We start from the raw sequence: 18926 nt of genomic DNA on the forward strand, positions 1-18926 counted from the left end.
GCCGACAACAGGATTAAGCCCTGCTGTGCTGCAGCAGGAACGAAAGAACTTCATTGAAAAGGTGATCACATGAGCGAGCAAAATGTAAACCAGGCTGCTGCCTGGGCAGGCTTTGCAGAGGGCGAATGGCAGAACAGCATCAACGTCCGTGACTTCATTCAGAAAAACTATACGCCTTATGAAGGTGATGAATCCTTCCTGAGCGGCGCAACTGAAGCGACCACTAAGCTGTGGGATAAGGTAATGGAGGGCATCAAGCTCGAAAACCGCACCCACGCGCCGGTCGATTTCGATACCGATTTAGCCTCTACTATTACCTCCCATGACGCTGGCTATATTGACCGCAAACTGGAAACCATTGTCGGCTTACAGACTGAAGCGCCGCTGAAACGCGCGCTGATCCCTTTTGGCGGCATTAAGATGGTGGAAGGCTCCTGTAAAGTTTACGGACGCGAGCTGGACGCCGGCCTGAAAAAAGTCTTTACCGAGTACCGCAAAACGCATAACCAGGGCGTATTCGATGTTTATACGCCGGATATTCTGCGCTGCCGTAAGTCCGGCGTGCTTACCGGTTTGCCAGATGCCTACGGCCGCGGCCGCATCATTGGCGACTACCGTCGCGTTGCGCTTTACGGCATTGATGCGCTGATGAAAGATAAATTCGCCCAGTTTGCCTCGCTGCAAAGCGATCTTGAAAATGGCGTCAATCTTGAAGCGACAATCCGTCTGCGTGAAGAGATCGCCGACCAGCATCGCGCGCTGCAGCAGATTAAAGAAATGGCTGCCAAATACGGCTGTGATATTTCCGGCCCGGCCACAACGGCGCAGGAAGCCGTGCAGTGGACCTACTTTGGCTACCTGGCCGCCGTTAAATCGCAAAATGGCGCGGCAATGTCTTTTGGTCGCGTATCCACCTTCCTGGATATCTACATTGAACGCGATCTGCAGGCGGGCAAAATCACCGAGCAGGATGCACAGGAACTGATTGACCACCTGGTGATGAAGCTGCGTATGGTGCGCTTCCTGCGTACGCCTGAATACGATGAGCTGTTCTCCGGCGACCCAATCTGGGCAACGGAATCGCTGGCCGGTATGGGCGTTGACGGCCGTACGCTGGTAACCAAAAACAGCTTCCGCTTCCTGAATACCCTGTACACTATGGGTCCTTCGCCAGAGCCAAACATGACCATCCTGTGGTCTGAAAAACTGCCGCTGAACTTCAAGAAATTTGCGGCCAAGGTTTCAATCGATACTTCATCCGTTCAGTACGAAAACGACGATCTGATGCGTCCTGACTTCAACAACGACGATTATGCTATCGCCTGTTGCGTCAGCCCGATGATCGTCGGCAAGCAGATGCAGTTCTTCGGTGCCCGCGCCAACCTCGCTAAAACCATGCTTTACGCTATCAACGGCGGCGTGGATGAAAAACTTAAAATGCAGGTAGGCCCAAAAGATCCGCCGATGATGGACGACGTGCTGGAATATGAAAAAGTGCTGGATCGCATGGATCACTTTATGGACTGGCTGGCGAAACAGTACGTTACCGCGCTGAACATCATTCACTATATGCATGACAAATATAGCTACGAAGCTTCTTTGATGGCGCTGCACGATCGCGATGTCTATCGCACCATGGCCTGCGGTATTGCCGGTCTGTCCGTCGCTGCCGATTCACTTTCCGCGATCAAATATGCCAAAGTTTCCCCTATTCGCGACGAAGATGGACTGGCCGTTGATTTCAAAATTGAAGGTGAATATCCGCAGTTCGGCAACAATGACTCACGCGTAGATGATATTGCCTGTGACCTTGTTGAACGCTTTATGAAGAAAATTCAGCAGCTGCAAACTTATCGTGATGCTGTCCCGACTCAGTCGGTGCTGACTATCACCTCTAACGTGGTATACGGTAAGAAAACCGGCAACACGCCAGACGGTCGCCGTGCCGGTGCACCTTTTGGCCCAGGCGCTAACCCAATGCACGGCCGCGATCAGAAAGGCGCTGTGGCTTCGCTTACCTCCGTTGCGAAGCTGCCATTTGCCTACGCTAAAGACGGCATCTCCTACACTTTCTCTATTGTGCCAAACGCGTTAGGTAAAGATGACGACGTACGTAAAGCCAACCTTGCCGGTCTGATGGATGGCTATTTCCATCATGAATCCAGCATTGAGGGCGGTCAGCACCTGAACGTTAACGTGATGAATCGCGAAATGCTGTTGGAAGCGATGGATAATCCTGAGAAATATCCTCAGCTGACCATTCGCGTTTCGGGTTATGCGGTGCGTTTTAACTCGCTGACCAAAGAGCAGCAGCAGGATGTGATTACCCGTACCTTTACGCAAACGATGTAAGCCTCAGGGCTCCGGTTCGCCGGAGCCCAGCCTGCTTTGCCAGCCCTCTTCTTCGCAGGCGGCTGGCAAAACAGACTTAACGCAGCTTCAGACTGCGCAGCCGCTACAAGCGGCATGACTATGGAGAATTCACCGCAATGTCAGTTAAAGGTCGTATCCACTCGTTCGAATCCTGCGGGACCGTTGATGGCCCCGGCATCCGCTTTATCACCTTTTTTCAGGGCTGCCTGATGCGCTGCCTCTACTGCCATAACCGGGATACCTGGGATACGCACGGCGGTAAAGAGGTTACGGTGGAAGAGCTGATGAAAGAAGTTGTCACCTATCGTCATTTTATGAACGCATCAGGCGGCGGCGTTACCGCTTCGGGCGGTGAAGCTATCCTGCAGGCTGAGTTTGTCCGCGACTGGTTTCGCGCCTGTCATGCAGAAGGCATTCATACCTGTCTGGATACCAACGGCTTTGTTCGCCGCTACGATCCGGTTATTGATGAACTGCTGGAAGTAACCGATCTGGTGATGCTGGATCTCAAGCAAATCAATGATGATGTTCACCAAATCCTCGTCGGCGTCTCTAACCATCGCACGCTGGATTTTGCCCGATATCTGGCCAAAAAGAATATCCGTACCTGGATACGCTATGTGGTTGTCCCCGGTTATTCCGATGATGATGACTCCGCACACAGGCTGGGCGAATTTACCCGCGACATGGGCAACGTCGAGAAAATAGAGCTGTTACCCTATCACGAGCTGGGTAAACACAAGTGGCTGGCAATGGGTGAGGAGTATAAGCTGGACGGCGTCCATCCTCCCAAAAAAGAGACGATGGAGCGGGTCAAACATATCCTCGAAGGATACGGGCATAAAGTGATGTATTAACGAGCGGAGACCCGCTCGTTATTTTACTTTTCGCCCATCAGGCATGTGCGATCGGCGTGGCATGACGATCGGCCTTGCGCAGCAGCATCATCAGATAAACCAACGCCACGCCCGCAATCATCACAAACAGTACACGGTCAGAATAGCTCTGCATCAACATTGAGGTCAGCGCCGGTCCTGCAAGGCTACCGGTGGTATAGCTCAGCAGCAGCGCCTGATTCATCGCCACCAGCTCATGATGCGCCACTTTTTCGCAGGCCCAGGACATCGCGACAGGGTAAAGCGTAAAGCCTGAACAACCCAGCACAAAGAGCGCGGGTGCCATAGCCGCATTGCTGAGCATCGCTACCGCGCCCAGGATGACGCCAAACACCAGCACGCGCAGCACCAGCAGCCGCCCATAGCGATCGGCCAGGCGCCCTACCGGCCACTGTCCGATAATGCCGGCGCTGACCAACAGCGCCATCCAGTAGCCGACGGCGGAGTCGTTCATTCCCTGATGGGAAAGATACAGCGGCATCAGGCCGTACAGCGATCCCAGCAGGATCCCGGAAATAATGCAGCCGTTGATCCCCAGGCGTGCGCTGCGTCGACGCAGCATAGACCACATGCGCCCGGCAGGAGCTTCTTCTCCCTCGCCGCTGGCGGTAATCCGGGTAAAAACCAGCGGCAGAATAGCCGCTACGATAAAACCGGTTACCCAGGGCAGAGTATGCAGCAGTTCCGTTGACACCTTGCTGACCAGCAGCTGACCAATCACCGTCGCCACATAATAGACAATCATATAGGCCGCCAGCAGCTGACCACGATTACGCAAGGTGCCGCTGCACAATAAGGCGCTTTCAACCACTACCCATATCAGAGCGCAGCCGATACCCGCGACGAAACGCCAGACGGACCATGCCCAGAAACCGTGTTCGAAGCCCAGCGCGGCCGTAGCCAGGGCAAACAGCGCGGTAGCAATGTAGTAAGCGCGATTAAAGCCCAGCCGCTTGATTAGCCAGCCAGCTATCAGGGTGCCGATCAGGTTTCCCGTAAAATAAGCGGAGCTGACCGTGCCGACCTGCCAGGTAGGCAGAGCCTCATGAGTAAGCCAGAGCGGCACCAGCGTGTTGAGCACGGCGATGGCGATAGTCAGCAGCAGCAGGCCGCAAAGCAGCACAATAACGGGACGGGACCAGGTAGACATAGTCAGAAATGACCAAAATAAAGGAAGATTTTGCGCGCATAATGCCACTGGCCGAATTATTGTCAACGGGGCGTTTTGGGGCACCGCACAATTTGCCGTGCGGTGATTTAAATTTTTTATCCGCAGCTCTGTAAGCACTGATTAAAAGGCAACCCATACCTGTTTAATCCTTTGATAATTAATAGCTAATAACGAAAACGGGTTTCTTTATCGATGATATTTATTGCTGGATAGCCTGCATGGTTAAGGGCTGCTAAAACCGCAGGCAAAAAAAAACCTGTGGGTATGAACCACAGGTTTTTTAGCTGTCCCGAAGATTAGCCGATAAACTCAAGGCCTTTCATATAAGGACGCAGCGCTTCCGGCACCTGAATTCGGCCGTCTGCCTGCTGATAGTTTTCCAGAACGGCAACCAGGGTGCGGCCTACCGCCAGGCCAGAGCCATTGAGCGTGTGCACCAGACGCGGTTTTTTCTCCGTTTTGCTACGGCAGCGCGCCTGCATACGACGAGCCTGGAAATCGCCCATATTGGAACAGGAAGAGATTTCACGGTAGGTATCCTGCGCGGGCAGCCAAACCTCCAGATCGTAAGTTTTGCATGAACCGAAGCCCATATCGCCGGTGCACAGCAGCACCTTGCGGTAAGGCAGCTCCAGCAGCTGCAGCACCTTCTCCGCATGGCCTACCAGCTCTTCAAGCGCCTGCATGGAGTCTTCCGGCCGCGTGATCTGCACCATTTCAACCTTGTCGAACTGGTGCATGCGGATCAGCCCGCGCGTATCACGACCGTAGGCGCCAGCTTCAGAGCGGAAGCAAGGCGTATGCGCGGTCAGTTTCAACGGCAGCGACTCTTCTTCCAGAATTTCATCACGGACCAGGTTGGTCAGCGGCACTTCTGCGGTAGGGATCAGCGCATAATCGCTGGCCGAGGCTTCCTCATCCAGCGGACGAGTATGGAAAAGATCTTCGCCGAACTTCGGCAGCTGGCCCGTTCCGTAAAGCGTGGCGTGGTTAACCAGATAAGGGACGTAAGTTTCCAGATAGCCATGCTGTTCGGTATGCAGATCGAGCATGAACTGGCTGAGCGCACGATGCATCAGCGCAATTTGCCCTTTCATTACCACAAAGCGCGAACCGGTCAGTTTGGCAGCGGCGGCAAAATCCAGACCGGCGGCCATTTCGCCCAGCTCGACGTGGTCACGCACGGCAAAATCATATTTGCGCGGCTCGCCCCAGCGGCTGACTTCCTGATTCTCGCTGTCGTCTTTGCCCAGCGGCACTTCGTCAACGGGAATATTAGGGATCGCTAAAGCGACATCACGAATTTCGTTCTGTAACGCATCAAGTTCCGCTTTGGCCGCATCCAGGCGTTCGCCCAGCGCGTTCACTTCCTGACGTAACGGCTCGATATCTTCCCCACGCGCTTTGGCCTGCCCGATAGATTTGGATCGGGAGTTACGTTCAGCCTGCAGCGTTTCGGTTTCGACCTGCAGAACTTTGCGGCGCTCTTCCTGCGAGCGCAGCGTTTCAACGTCCAGCTTATAGCCCCGGCGTGCCAGTTTTTCAGCGACTGCGTCTGGCTCATTACGCAGCAGATTGGGATCGAGCATGCTTGTCCTGTGATCAGTAAAAAAAGTGGGCGCATTCGCCAGGCGAATGCATTGAATTCCTTGCTAACCTTACCGCAACGCCCGGATCAACGATAGCGTTTTGTCGGGCTATTTTGATCCTGTTCAGCAAGCCAGGCCAGCTTTTCGCCAATCTTTCCTTCCAGCCCGCGCGAGGTCGGCTGATAATAGCGCGTCTGCGCCATTTCCCCCGGGAAATAGTTCTCCCCCGCGGCGTAGGCGCCGGGTTCGTCATGCGCATAGCGGTATTCGGCGCCCAACCCCATCTCTTTCATCAGCTTTGTAGGCGCGTTACGCAGATGGTCAGGCACATCGTAATCCGGCCGATCGCGCGCGTCGCGCATCGCTGCCTTAAAGGCGGTATAAACGGCATTGCTTTTCGGCGCACAGGCAAGATAAACAATCGCCTGAGCAATAGCCCTTTCGCCTTCGGCCGGCCCTACACGCGTAAAGCAGTCCCAGGCGGAAATAGCCACCTGCATGCCACGCGGATCGGCGTTGCCCACGTCTTCGGAGGCGATAGCCAGCAGGCGACGGGCCACATAAAGCGGATCGCCGCCTGCCGTAATAATACGGGCATACCAGTAAAGCGCAGCATCGGGCGCAGAGCCGCGCACCGATTTGTGCAGGGCGGAGATCAGATCGTAAAAGCGATCGCCTTTATTATCGAACCTGGCGCTACGTTCACCGGAAACTTCGTTAAGCAGCTGCGGCGTTAGCAGACGCTCGCCTTTGTCGCTGACCTCGGCCATATCGGCCATCATTTCCAGGGTATTTAACGAGCGGCGAGCGTCGCCGTTGACCAGCTCCGCAATCATTCTGCGCGTAGCATCAGGCAGCACGATGTTTTGCTTGCCGTAGCCCCGCTCGCTGTCTTGCATCGCCTGATCCAGCACGCTTTCTATATCTTCAACGGTCAGAGACTTCAACAGGTAGACGCGCGCCCTGGAAAGCAGAGCGGAATTGAGCTCGAAAGAAGGGTTTTCCGTCGTAGCGCCAATAAAGGTAATAGTGCCGTCTTCAATATGCGGGAGAAAGGCGTCCTGCTGGCTTTTATTAAAGCGATGCACTTCATCGACAAACAGGATAGTGCGACGTCCGGCATTGCGGTTCTGCCGCGCACGCTCAATGGCCTCACGGATCTCTTTTACGCCTGAAGTGACGGCAGAAATGCGTTCGACATCCGCCTGACCGTAGCGACCAATGATTTCTGCCAGCGTGGTTTTGCCGGTACCTGGCGGCCCCCAAAGGATCATTGAGTGCAGGTGCCCTGCCTCAATGGCCCGCGGCAGCGGCTTCCCCGCCGCCAGCAGATGCTGCTGACCGATATATTCCGCCAGCGTGCGTGGCCGCATACGCGCGGCCAGAGGCTGAAACTCGTTATGAGAGAAATCCAGAGAGAGTGTGCTCACGCTGACCTCACTGACGTTGATCGTCCACCGTCACGCCCTTGGGCGGCGTAAAACGGAATTTGTCGGGGCTGACCGCGGTGTTCTGCTGGCTTTTCAGCGTATAGCTGCTGCGCTGCCCGTCCTGTTCAACGGCGCTGAACTGATTGATGGTGCCGCTGGCGGAGACGTTAATCGTAAACTGCTTCAGGTTGCCATCGGCTGATTTTGGCGTCAGCTCGAAGTTATCGCCAAGCTGTTTGATGTTGTACTGCTTCCAGTCGCTGCGCTGGTTGCGGGCAATCAGCATAAACGGCGTATTGCTGGTGGCGTCTTTCAGCCATGTCGCGCTGACCTGCTCGACAAAGGGATTATAGAACCACAGCGTTTTGCCATCCGAGATCAGGATGCTTTCGTCCGGCGCGGTCATATGCCAGTTGAAAAGATCGGGACGTTTAACCCACAGCTCGCCTTCGCCATCCTGCACGGACTGGCCGCTGCCGTCGGTGACTTTTTGCTGGAAGCTGGCGTGAAAACTGGTGACTTTATCCAGACGCTGCTGCAGGTCGGAAGAAGCGTCCGCCATAGCGCTGGCAGAGGCAAAAGTAGCAAGCAGACAGCATGTGATAGTGAGTTTTTTCATTTACGACATCCTTATTGAAACTTTTGTATCCCGATTAGCGGGCAGGCTTAACTGTAGCCAGGCAGCAAAGAAAGCAACAGGGGAATAAGCTGATTGCGATAGATCGGAGATGGGGACAAAGCGCTGAAATTCAACGGGTCGGCATAACCGACCCGCTGCTTTTGACAAAATATTACATCTCGTGCGGCGGTGGCGAAAGCACCTCGCGGTTGCCGTTATGGCCAGGCGGCGACACGATACTTTGCGCCTCCATCTGTTCAATGATACGGGCTGCACGGTTGTAACCGATACGGAACTGCCGCTGCACGCCGGAAATAGACGCACGACGCTTTTCTACCACGAAGGCGACCGCCTGGTCGAACAGCGGGTCGAGCTCTTCATCGCCATCCAGCCCCAGCGACGCGCTTTCGCTCTCTTCGCCAGCGGTAATGCTTTCGATATATTGCGGACGACCACGCGCCTTCCAGTCTTGTACCACGGCGTGGACTTCTTCATCCCGCACAAAGGCGCCATGTACGCGCACCGGCATTGAAGAGTTAGGTGGCATATAAAGCATATCGCCCATGCCCAACAGCGATTCCGCACCGCCCTGATCAAGAATGGTGCGCGAGTCGATCTTGCTGGAAACCGTGAACGCGATGCGGGTTGGGATGTTAGCCTTAATCAGGCCGGTGATCACATCCACCGACGGACGCTGCGTCGCCAGCACCAGGTGAATACCGGCGGCACGCGCTTTCTGCGCCAGACGCGCAATCAGCTCCTCCACCTTTTTACCCACGGCCATCATCAGATCGGCGAACTCATCCACCAGCACTACGATGTAAGGTAGTTTTTCGAGCATCGGCGGCGATGTTTCCATACTGTCGCCCGGCTTCCAGAACGGATCGGGAATAGGCCGCCCCATCTCTTCCGCCAGCTTAACTTTTTCGTTATAACCCGCCAGGTTACGCACGCCCAGCGCCGACATCAGCTTATAGCGACGCTCCATTTCGCCGACGCTCCAGCGCAGCGCGTTGGCGGCATCTTTCATATCCGTGACCACTTCGGTCAACAGATGCGGGATGCCTTCATAGACCGACAGCTCAAGCATTTTCGGGTCGATCATAATAAAGCGCACTTCTTCCGGCGTGGCTTTATAAAGCATGCTAATAATCATGGCATTAACGCCAACGGACTTACCGGAACCAGTTGTACCGGCGACCAGCAGGTGCGGCATTTTCGCCAGATCGGCCACCACCGGCTGGCCTGCGATATCTTTTCCTAACACCACCGATAGCGGCGACGGATTGTCGCGGAACTTATCGCATTCAAGCACTTCACGCATATAAACGGTCTGGCGATGCTTGTTTGGCAGCTCCAGTCCAACGTAAGGCTTGCCGGGGATCACCTCCACCACACGAACCGCTACGGCAGAAAGCGAGCGGGCCAGGTCGCGCGACAGATTGGAAATACGCGCGGCCTTCACGCCAGGCGCAAGATCCAGTTCAAAGCGGGTAATAACCGGCCCCGGAGAGATACCAACCACCTCGGCTTTAACCCGATAGTCGGCCAGGCGGGCTTCCACCAGGCGGGCAGTCTGCTCAAGAGCAAACATATCGACGGGTTCGGCTTCCGCTGGCGGTGCCGTCAGTAGATCCAGGGTAGGCAGCGGCGTGGTTGGTTTCTCAAGCGGCTGCTCATGACGCACCAGGAATGGATGGAACAGGCTATCCTGTGGCTTGACTTCCGGCTGGATTTGTTCAGCCTGGCGTACCGGCTCCTGAGCCGCTGGCTGCCATGCTGGTGCGGCCGGTTGTGCAGGCTCCTGAGCCGCTGGCTGCCACGCTGGCGCAGCCGGTTGTGCAGACTCCTGAGCGGCTGGCTGCCATGCTGGCGCAGCCGGTTGTGCAGGCTCCTGAGCCGCTGGCTGCCACGCTGGCGCCGCCGGTTGTGCAGACTCCTGAGCGGCTGGCTGCCATGCTGGCGTGGCCGGTTGCGCAGGCTCCTGAGCGGCTGGCTGCCACGCTGGCGCGGCCGGTTGTACGGGCTCCTGAGCGGCTGACTGCCATGCTGGCGCGGCCGGTTGTACGGGCTCCTGAGCGGCTGGCTGCCACGCTGGCGCGGCAGGTTGTACGGGCTCCTGAGCGGCTGGCTGCCATGCTGGCGCGGCAGGTTGTACGGGCTCCTGAGGCTGGCTGTGCTGCTGCCACTGCGCAGCGGGCCTGCTCTGTTGATTTTCAGGCGGCAGCGTAAACAGCGGTTCGCCTGCGCCATCATCAACCAAATCTTCTTTAGGCGAGAAATCAAATGCGCCACCGGTATCCAGCGTGGAGGCAGGTGCGCTTTGCTGCGGCTGTCCATAACGCTGGCTTTGCTGTCCGGCAAACTGACGGGCAAGCTCGGCCTGATGACGCGCTTCCTCTTCATCTTCCTCAGCGCTTTCTGCTACAGGCGCGCTGTTTGCTGCGCTATCAGGCTCAGCGTAACGCGCCTGCTGCTGAGCGGCAAAAGCGTCGCGCAGATGGCTTTCATCCTGGCCCGGCTCTTCCGCCCCTGTTGGCGCAGAAGCCTGAAGACGCTGCTCCTCTTCTTTCGCTTTTTCTTCCGCTATACGCTGCGAAGGCAGCTTAATACCATAGGAAGCCAGCTCGCGACGCGTAGGCAGCTTAACCGGATTCGGCCGCGGCAAAGCGGGGCCAATACCCTGCTTGACCTGCGGATTAGCCGGAGCCGCCTCGCTGGTGGCGCTGAAGCCTGGCATAAACGCAGTGGGGGCGGCGGCAGACTGCGCCGCGCTGGCCAGATCCTGTGCGACCTGCTGCGGCTGAGCCGGCTGCGTCGTAGAGAAATCGAAAGGTGAGGCATCCGCTTCCCGCCAGTTGCCCATGCGGGGAGCATCATCTTCATCAGCGACAGGAACCGATGGCGCAGGCGTTTCCGCCGGCATCTCGAAGCGATAAAGTTCAGGCTCTGCCGCTGCTGACGGCGTGGAAACCTGTGCAGCAGGCTCGGCCTGTTGCTGAGCGCTCCCGGGCGCTACAGTAACCGTGGAAGCCGGCGTTGCCGTAGTTGCGGACGCTACCGGCGCCACAGGTGCTGCCGTGGAAACCGTCTGTGCAGCGGCAGCGGCTGCCGTCGGGGCTGCCGCAGGCTTGCTCAGCAGCGGATCGTTGTCGTCCTCTTCGGCCGTTGCCGGCACTGCCAGCAGGATATCGTCTTCATCATCGTAGCGGGCACGCTGCTTCGGAACCGGTTTTTCATCCGGCTCATCGTCATAATCATCATATCTGTATTCGTCACTGCGCGCACGCCCGCTGGCGAAAGTCAGCACGCCCATGACAGCCGCGCCAATTTTTTCAGCGATGGTCAGCCAGGACCAGCCGGTATAAAGCGTCAGACCGGCCGCCCACACGCACAGCAGCGTCAGGGTGCCGCCTGCGGCGTTAAACCATGGCGCCATTGCATTGCTGAGCAGGCTGCCAATTACGCCGCCGGAAGCAAAATACCAGATATCGTCAGCGTTTAGCGCCGCCAGGCCGCATGATGTGACCACGAGCGCCAGTACGCCGATCAGGCGCAGCGCCACGGCAAAGTAATCAATGTAATCCTGCGAATGCCGCTGGCGGAAAGTGATCCAGCATAGTCCCAGGATAACCGCAGGAATGGCGTAGGCCATCACGCCAAAAATGAAGAACAGCGTATCTGCCAGCCATGCGCCAATGCCGCCGCCCAAATTATGGATGGGTTCATGCCAGGCAGTTTGCGACCAGCTGGGATCGGAGGGGTTAAAGCTCAACAGCGCCACCATCAAATAGACGGCAAAAAGCGCCACAACAATCAGTAACGCTTCAAGCAGGCGACGACCGCTGCTCAGCGACTGTAGGGAAACATCTTTATCTTCTGTATATTCCTGGCTCAAGAGTACTCTCCAGGTGCCTGTAAACAATGGAGGCAACAGCGTCGGGCAGGCCCGACGCTGAAACTGTATGAATTCACAGGAGTGTACCGAAACCTATCAGGTTTTGCACCTGCCCTGTGTTACCGCGTCTTAATGACTAAGCGGTTACTTTGTTTCACTTCTTCCATGACCACATAGGTCCGCGTATCGTTTACGCCAGGCAGGCGCAGCAGGGTTTCACCCAGCAATTTACGGTAGGCGGACATATCCGGCACGCGCGTTTTCAACAGGTAGTCGAAATCGCCTGAAACGAGGTGACACTCTTGAGTTTCCTCAAGTTTTTGCACTGCGGCGTTAAATTGTTCAAACACGTCGGGCGCGCCACGATTCAGAGTAATCTCAACAAATACCAGCAGCGAGGCATCCAGATAGTGCGGATTCAGCTGGGCGGTATAGCCAAGGATAAACCCCTGTCTTTCAAGACGACGAACGCGCTCAAGGCATGGTGTAGGTGATAAACCTACGCGTTTGGAAAGCTCGACGTTAGAGATACGTCCATCCTTTTGCAGTTCGTTAAGGATATTACGATCGATTCTGTCGAGATCTTTTCCAGGCCGTTTTTTATTGTCTACCATTATTATTGTCTCTCTTAATGCCTTCCCTTTGCCTGCCACACCCTGAACGAAATCATTATCGCAGGGTTGTTCTAAGTGAAGTCTGGAGCCTGTTGCGGTGTTATCACGCCCATCCGTATGACGCATGTTGTCTGTCCACACCATGCGTCATGACCAATGACAGACTGAGTTTATTGAGCCGGATGTCCCAAAACAGGAAAAATCTGTCTTGTAAGCTCAAATGTCCTCTGCTTCCCCCACTGTTTTCGCAAAAGCACAGCCGATTGTCAAAGTAAAACAACCAAAATCAGTACAACATGCCAGATGTTGCGCTGCATGACTGTTTTATAATGAAAAAATTTACTCATTGCACCATTTTACAGCGCGTTTCGCCCTGCTTTGGCGCAGTGGTGCCGTTGCTCCCTAAGGGAAATCGGTTAAACCTTTTGCAACCATCGCTAACAAAATCGCAGAACGCTTTTGTTGCCGACCTAAATTCCCTACAATCGCAACATAGTTGGCAGCTAAATAATGAGGGTCTCATGAGCACGGCCAGACACAGTAAATTACTTATCTTAGGTTCCGGCCCCGCTGGATACACGGCGGCTGTTTACGCAGCGCGCGCTAATCTCAACCCCGTGCTGATCACCGGGCTTGAAAAAGGCGGCCAGCTGACCACCACCACGGATGTGGAAAACTGGCCCGGCGACCCGCACGATCTGACCGGTCCGGGTCTGATGGAACGCATGCATGAACATGCGGTAAAATTTAATACCGAAATTATCTTCGATCATATTCACAGCGTTGATTTACAGCATCGCCCTTTCCGTTTGATCGGCGACAGCGGTGAATACACGGCAGATGCGTTGATTATTGCTACCGGCGCCTCCGCTCGCTACCTTGGCCTGCCTTCTGAAGAAGCGTTTAAAGGCCGCGGCGTTTCAGCCTGCGCAACCTGTGACGGCTTTTTCTACCGTAATCAGAAGGTAGCCGTGATCGGCGGCGGCAATACGGCCGTAGAAGAAGCGCTGTATCTGGCGAATATTGCGTCGGAAGTGCATCTGATCCACCGTCGCGACAGCTTCCGCGCAGAGAAAATCCTTATCGATCGCCTGATGGAAAAAGTACGCAACGGCAATATCGTGCTGCATACCAACCAGACGCTGGACGAGGTCATGGGCGATCAGATGGGCGTCAGCTCGCTGCGCCTGCGCTCCACGCTGGACGAGTCGCAGCAGGAACTGAGCGTTGCCGGTCTGTTTGTCGCTATCGGCCACAGCCCGAATACGGCGATTTTTAAAGATCAGCTGGATCTGGAAAACGGCTACATCAAAGTGCAGTCAGGCCTGCACGGTAATGCAACGCAAACCAGCATTCCGGGCGTGTTCGCCGCAGGTGACGTTATGGATCATACCTATCGTCAGGCGATTACCTCTGCCGGCACCGGCTGTATGGCCGCGCTGGATGCGGAACGCTATCTGGATGGTTTAGTTAAAGAATCTCAGTAATCGTTACTGCTTTGATGCGATCTCGGTAAAGGCGACCTGTTAAGGTCGCCTTTTTATTTTCTGCGCTGTACCATTGCTCGCGATTACCCTTACTAAGGGCATGGCATTGCAATTTTACCTGCCCCAACGCGCGGCATATTGGTACAGCATGGATAAATTCCGACAGCAACAGCTCCTTTCCTGGCTAAAAAAACAGCGTATCTACGGCAATTTCTGGTTCAGACTATCGCTGCTAATCGGCATGGTCGGCGCGCTGCTTATTGTTTACCAGGCCTGGCTATTGGCCACGCTGCTGCAAGGGCTGATCGTTGATCATCTTTCTCGCGATGCGCTTCTTCCGCAATTTATTCTGCTGCTTTCCTGTTTTGTGCTGCGCGGCGTATTGCTGTGGCTGCGTGAGCTGGCCGGGTTCGCTTCGGGCCGGGCCATCCGGGAGAAACTGCGCCGCGATATTCTGGACAAGCTGACTAAGGCTGGCCCCGCCGTTATCCAGGGTCAGGCTGTCGGAAGCTGGACCACGCTTTTGCTGGAGCAAATTGATAACCTTCAGGATTACTACGCGCGTTATTTGCCGCAAACGCTGCTGGCCGCGCTCATCCCCTGCCTGCTCCTTGCTGTTCTGTTTCCCGTAAACTGGGTGGCAGCGCTGATCCTGCTGCTGACGGCCCCGCTTATTCCGCTGTTTATGGCGCTGGCCGGCATGGGCGCGGCTGACGCTAACCGGCGTAATTTTCAGGCCCTTGCACGGCTCGGCGGCTATTTTCTCGACCGCCTTCAGGGCATGGAAACGCTGCGGTTGTTTAATCAGGCCGACGCGGAAACCGATCGTATTCGCACCGCTTCGGCCAGCTTTCGTCAACGAACCATGGAAGTACTGCGGCTGGCCTTTCTCTCCTCCGCCGTACTGGAGTTTTTTGCTGCCGTTTCTGTAGCAGTGGTGGCGGTCTATTTTGGTTTTTCCTACCTCGGCGAGCTGAACTTCGGCCATTACGGCACCGGCATCACGCTTTTTGCCGGCTTTCTGTCGCTTATCCTTGCGCCGGAATTTTTTCAACCGCTCAGAGAGCTGGGCACGTTTTATCATGCCAAAGCGCAGGCTACAGGCGCCGCTGACGCGCTGGAAAAATTCCTGACAGCGGAACTGCTTCAGGCATCATCCGGCACGCTGACGCCCAACGTTGAGCAAGGTATGACGCTTACCGCCGCTGATTTGCGGATTATGACGCACGAGGGGATAGAGCTTGTCGGGCCGCTCAATTTTACCCTTAGCGCAGGGAAAAGAGTGGCGCTGATTGGGCGAAGCGGCGCGGGCAAAACCTCTTTGCTGAACGTCCTGGCCGGGTATTTGCCCTATCAGGGATCGTTGAAAATAAACGATACGGAGCTGCGTGATATCCTGCCGTCCTGGTGGCAACAGCAGCTTGCCTGGGTGGGACAGAACCCACATTTACCTGCGCAGACCGTACGCGAAAATATTGTTGCGCATGGCGAGGGCGATCCGCTCAGGTTACAGCAGGTTTGCGAGCTGGCTGGCGTGGACGAGTTTCTGGCGCGCCTGCCTGAAGGCCTGGAAAGCGCGGTCGGCGAACAGGCGGCGGCCCTCTCCGTAGGGCAGGCGCAGCGCATCGCTGTGGCGAGAGCGCTTTACAAGCCTTGTCGACTGCTGCTGCTGGACGAGCCTGATGCCAGCCTTGACGGCCCGGCTGGCGAGCACGTAAACCGGGCGCTGCTGGCCGCCTCTTTCAATCAGACCACGTTGTTTATTACCCATCGGCTCGATCGCTTAGCGGAGTGGGATGAAGTCTGGCTGCTCCAGGCGGGAGAAATCGTCCAGCAGGGCAGTAAAGCGCAGCTGCTGCAACGGCCCGGCCCCTTTAAAGCGCTGGTTGAGGAGGCGCAGGCATGAAGCTAATCCGACCCTGGCTTGCGCTTTTGCGCCCGCATGCTCCGCGCCTGATGCTGGGCATTTTGCTGGCGGTCGTGACGCTGCTGGCGAGCATCGCATTGCTGACGCTTTCCGGCTGGTTTCTTGCGGCCTGCTCGCTGGCGGGCGCCGCCGGGCTTTACAGTTTTAACTATATGCTTCCTGCGGCTGGCGTAAGAGGCGCCGCAATTTTACGCACCGTCGCTCGCTATGCGGAAAGGCTGGTCAGCCATGACGGTACTTTTCGTATTCTGGAAGATTTACGCGTGTTCACTTTTAATAAATTGATCCCGCTTTCGCCCGGCGCGCTGGCTCGTTTCCAGCGGGGTGACCTTCTGAATCGGCTGGTAGCCGATGTGGATACGCTCGATCACCTTTATCTGCGCCTGCTCTCTCCCCTACTCGGCGCGCTTGTCGCGATTGTGACGGTAACGCTTCTGCTCGGCTCGCTGAACTGGCCGCTGGCGCTGATGTTGGGCGGTATCATGCTGGCGACGCTGCTGCTGCTGCCGCCAATCTTTTACTGCCTGGGACGGAAAGAAGGCGAAGCGCTGGCGCACCTGCGCGCCCTGTATCGTAGCCAGCTGACAGGATGGCTGCAAAGCCAGGCGGAGATGCGAATTTATGGCGGCGTGCAGCGCTTTCGCGCCCGGCTTGATAACACGGAAGCGCGTTGGCTGGGCGCTCAGCGCTTCCGCGCCCGTCTTACCGGCTTATCGCAGGGATTGCTGACGATTATTACCGGCGCGACGGCCGTTTTACTGCTCTGGTCAGCCTCAGCGCTGTTTCATGACGCCACGCTCGCTCTGTTCCTGTTTTGCGCGCTGGCGGCCTTCGAAGCCCTGGCTCCGGTTGGCGGCGCCTTTCTGCATCTGGGGGAAGTCTTCGCCTCTGCCCGTCGCGTTAATGAAGTGATTCTGCAAAATCCGGCCGTGAACTTTCCGGCTGAGCAGGGCAAAAGCCCTGCCGGTATCCGACTAAAGCTGCATGATGTCAGCTTCAGCTATAACGAAGGTTTTCCCGTGCTGCGCTCGATCTCCCTGGACATTGCGCAAGGTGAACACGTTGCGCTGCTGGGCAGCAGCGGCTGCGGTAAATCCACGCTGCTTCAGCTGCTCACCCGCGCATGGGATCCGACAAACGGCGAAATCCGGTTAAACGATCGTCCGCTGGCCGCGTGGGATGAAGCCACATTACGCAGGGCTACCGGCGTTGTGACGCAGCGCGTGTATCTGTTTAACGCCACGTTACGCGATAATTTATTGCTGGCCGCGCCGCATCGCCATGACGACGAGCTGCTCGCCATGCTGCGAAAAGTCGGGCTGACAACGCTGATTAACGCTGAAGGCCTCGATGCCTGGCTGGGCGAAGGCGGCCGTCAGCTGTCGGGTGGCGAGCGGCGTCGGCTGGGGCTGGCCCGCGCGCTGTTGCACGACGGCCCTTTACTGCTGCTCGACGAGCCGACGGAAGGGCTGGACACCCACACCGAACGGCAGATCCTTACCCTGCTGCGGGAAGCCGCCCGCGGCAAAACGATGATCGTGGTCACGCATCGTCCGCAGGGGCTACGCCATTTCGACAAAATTTGCCTTATGGAAGGCGGCACCGTGGTCGAACAGGGAACCCACGTCGAATTAATCTCAAAACGCAGCCGTTACAGCGCTTTCCTGCAGCGGATTACGGTATAGTCATAGCCTTCTCGCATTACTGAGACAGTGACTATGCGCCTGATGCAGCTCTCAAGAGAATCACTTAATTTTCCACCGCCGGAGATGGCGCTGCGTGAACCGAACGGCCTGCTGGCAATGGGCGGCGATTTAAGTCTGCCCCGCCTGCTCAGCGCCTATCAGCGCGGGATTTTTCCCTGGTTTTCGCCAGGCGATCCTATCTTATGGTGGTCGCCGGATCCGCGCGCGGTGCTGTGGCCGGAAAAGTTTCACCTTAGCCGCAGCATGAAGCGTTTTCATCAGCGATCGCCCTATCGCGTGACGCTGAATCAAAGCTTTAGCGAAGTAGTGGAAGGCTGCGCCAGCGATCGTCAGGAAGGCACCTGGATCACGCCCGCCGTGAAGCACGCCTGGCAGCAGCTGTTTGATGCTGGCGAAGCGCAATCCATCGAGGTCTGGCACGACAAAGAACTGGTTGGCGGTATGTACGGCCTGGCGCTGGGACAGATTTTTTGCGGCGAATCGATGTTCAGCCGCTGTGAAAATGCCTCAAAAACGGCACTGCTGGTTTTCAGCCGCTATTTTCTACAGCAGGGCGGCAGGCTGATCGATTGTCAGGTGCTGAATCCCCATACCGCTTCGCTTGGCGCCGAAGAGATGTCCCGCGCTGACTATCTTAAACAGCTTGATTTGCTGGCCAAACAGCCGCTTCCGCCCGAATGCTGGCGTCAGCAGACCCTTTTTTAAGACCGTACGGTGATGTTTTCCACGCAGACCAGGATAATAATGGTATAATATGAGAGCTTGGTATGCGTGTATAAGCCTTTTTGAAGACCGCACTTTCCCCCCGGTTTTGTACCAACTCTTGATTACGCGTTTCCGTGCGCTGCTTATGCCGCAGGGAGGCCGACGCTGGTGGAATCATCAGCTATTCTTTACATAACGTTCTTAAATCGGCATTATTTGCTGATTCGAGACAAAGGTTATAACACCCAGAGGATTTGATGGCCAAAGAAGATAATATTGAAATGCAGGGTAAGATAGTGGATTCATTACCTAACACTATGTACCGTGTTGAACTGGAAAATGGACACGTCATTACTGCGCATATCTCCGGTAAGATACGCAAAAACTATATCCGTATCTCAACGGGCGACCAGGTTACCGTAGAACTGACCCCATACGATCTGAACAAAGGTCGTATCACCTTCCGTATCCGCTAACCTACTTTACTGCAGATGCTGGCGCCTGATGCGCC

At 56.1% G+C, this 18926-nt stretch carries 13 protein-coding genes; 7 read left to right on the forward strand and 6 right to left on the reverse strand.

The genetic code is table 11. The annotated features are described in order from the left end of the window. Positions 1-69: 69 nt before the first annotated feature. Together pflB and pflA are read left to right on the forward strand one after the other, a co-directional pair. Complete coding sequence (gene pflB, locus QZH36_RS05320; protein ID WP_301251220.1) at positions 70-2352, forward strand: formate C-acetyltransferase; 2283 nt, start codon at positions 70-72, stop codon at positions 2350-2352. A 137-nt stretch (positions 2353-2489) separates the two neighbouring features. After that, positions 2490-3230, forward strand: a complete 741-nt coding sequence (pflA, locus tag QZH36_RS05325; protein ID WP_253454716.1) for a pyruvate formate lyase 1-activating protein — start codon at positions 2490-2492, stop codon at positions 3228-3230. Positions 3231-3267: 37 nt separating this feature from the next. On the opposite strand, the gene QZH36_RS05330 is transcribed toward pflA, so the two are convergent. From QZH36_RS05330 to lrp, 6 genes are all read right to left on the reverse strand, one after another. Then, entirely contained in the window at positions 3268-4419 is a 1152-nt protein-coding gene (locus QZH36_RS05330) for an MFS transporter (protein WP_253454718.1), read from the reverse strand. A gap of 317 nt (positions 4420-4736) precedes the next feature. Next, positions 4737-6029, reverse strand: coding sequence for a serine--tRNA ligase (serS, locus tag QZH36_RS05335; RefSeq protein WP_125288732.1), 1293 nt, complete (start codon positions 6027-6029; stop codon positions 4737-4739). An 86-nt stretch (positions 6030-6115) separates the two neighbouring features. Then, positions 6116-7459, reverse strand: a complete 1344-nt coding sequence (locus tag QZH36_RS05340; RefSeq protein ID WP_301729777.1) for a replication-associated recombination protein A — start codon at positions 7457-7459, stop codon at positions 6116-6118. 7 nt (positions 7460-7466) lie between these two features. Beyond that, entirely contained in the window at positions 7467-8078 is a 612-nt protein-coding gene (gene lolA / locus QZH36_RS05345; protein ID WP_125288734.1) for an outer membrane lipoprotein periplasmic chaperone LolA, read from the reverse strand. A 172-nt stretch (positions 8079-8250) separates the two neighbouring features. Then, entirely contained in the window at positions 8251-11976 is a 3726-nt protein-coding gene (locus QZH36_RS05350) for a DNA translocase FtsK 4TM domain-containing protein (RefSeq protein ID WP_301729778.1), read from the reverse strand. A gap of 119 nt (positions 11977-12095) precedes the next feature. Further along, entirely contained in the window at positions 12096-12590 is a 495-nt protein-coding gene (gene lrp, locus QZH36_RS05355; RefSeq protein ID WP_006118610.1) for a leucine-responsive transcriptional regulator Lrp, read from the reverse strand. Between the two features lie 521 nt (positions 12591-13111). Between lrp and trxB the strand changes: the two genes are divergently transcribed. The 5 genes from trxB (at position 13112) to infA (ending at position 18891) form a co-directional block, all read left to right on the forward strand. Then, positions 13112-14077 (forward strand): thioredoxin-disulfide reductase, encoded by a 966-nt coding sequence (gene trxB / locus QZH36_RS05360; RefSeq protein ID WP_125288736.1) that lies wholly within the window; start codon positions 13112-13114, stop codon positions 14075-14077. A 148-nt stretch (positions 14078-14225) separates the two neighbouring features. Continuing rightward, positions 14226-15983, forward strand: a complete 1758-nt coding sequence (gene cydD / locus QZH36_RS05365) for a heme ABC transporter permease/ATP-binding protein CydD (RefSeq protein ID WP_301729779.1) — start codon at positions 14226-14228, stop codon at positions 15981-15983. After that, the gene (gene cydC, locus QZH36_RS05370; RefSeq protein ID WP_301729780.1) at positions 15980-17689 is read left to right on the forward strand and encodes a heme ABC transporter ATP-binding protein/permease CydC; all 1710 of its coding nucleotides are present in this window, start codon (positions 15980-15982) and stop codon (positions 17687-17689) included. Before cydD ends, cydC begins: the two co-directional genes overlap by 4 nt. Positions 17690-17722: 33 nt before the next feature. After that, positions 17723-18415: a leucyl/phenylalanyl-tRNA--protein transferase gene (gene aat, locus QZH36_RS05375; RefSeq protein WP_253454730.1), complete on the forward strand. Its 693-nt coding sequence runs from the start codon at positions 17723-17725 to the stop codon at positions 18413-18415. A gap of 257 nt (positions 18416-18672) precedes the next feature. Beyond that, positions 18673-18891, forward strand: coding sequence for a translation initiation factor IF-1 (gene infA, locus QZH36_RS05380; RefSeq protein ID WP_125288739.1), 219 nt, complete (start codon positions 18673-18675; stop codon positions 18889-18891). Positions 18892-18926 lie beyond the last annotated feature (35 nt).

Origin of the sequence: Erwinia wuhanensis (assembly GCF_030484085.1) — a bacterium.
GTDB classification, from domain to species: domain Bacteria; phylum Pseudomonadota; class Gammaproteobacteria; order Enterobacterales; family Enterobacteriaceae; genus Erwinia; species Erwinia aeris.

Coding starts and splice junctions, on each gene's coding strand:
- serS (WP_125288732.1), bottom strand. CDS start 6,029: ATGCTCGATCCCAATCTGCTGCGTAATGAGCCAGACGCAGTCGCTGAA.
- infA (WP_125288739.1), top strand. CDS start 18,673: ATGGCCAAAGAAGATAATATTGAAATGCAGGGTAAGATAGTGGATTCA.
- lolA (WP_125288734.1), bottom strand. CDS start 8,078: ATGAAAAAACTCACTATCACATGCTGTCTGCTTGCTACTTTTGCCTCT.
- lrp (WP_006118610.1), bottom strand. CDS start 12,590: ATGGTAGACAATAAAAAACGGCCTGGAAAAGATCTCGACAGAATCGAT.
- pflA (WP_253454716.1), top strand. CDS start 2,490: ATGTCAGTTAAAGGTCGTATCCACTCGTTCGAATCCTGCGGGACCGTT.
- cydC (WP_301729780.1), top strand. CDS start 15,980: ATGAAGCTAATCCGACCCTGGCTTGCGCTTTTGCGCCCGCATGCTCCG.
- QZH36_RS05330 (WP_253454718.1), bottom strand. CDS start 4,419: ATGTCTACCTGGTCCCGTCCCGTTATTGTGCTGCTTTGCGGCCTGCTG.
- aat (WP_253454730.1), top strand. CDS start 17,723: ATGCGCCTGATGCAGCTCTCAAGAGAATCACTTAATTTTCCACCGCCG.
- cydD (WP_301729779.1), top strand. CDS start 14,226: ATGGATAAATTCCGACAGCAACAGCTCCTTTCCTGGCTAAAAAAACAG.
- trxB (WP_125288736.1), top strand. CDS start 13,112: ATGAGCACGGCCAGACACAGTAAATTACTTATCTTAGGTTCCGGCCCC.
- pflB (WP_301251220.1), top strand. CDS start 70: ATGAGCGAGCAAAATGTAAACCAGGCTGCTGCCTGGGCAGGCTTTGCA.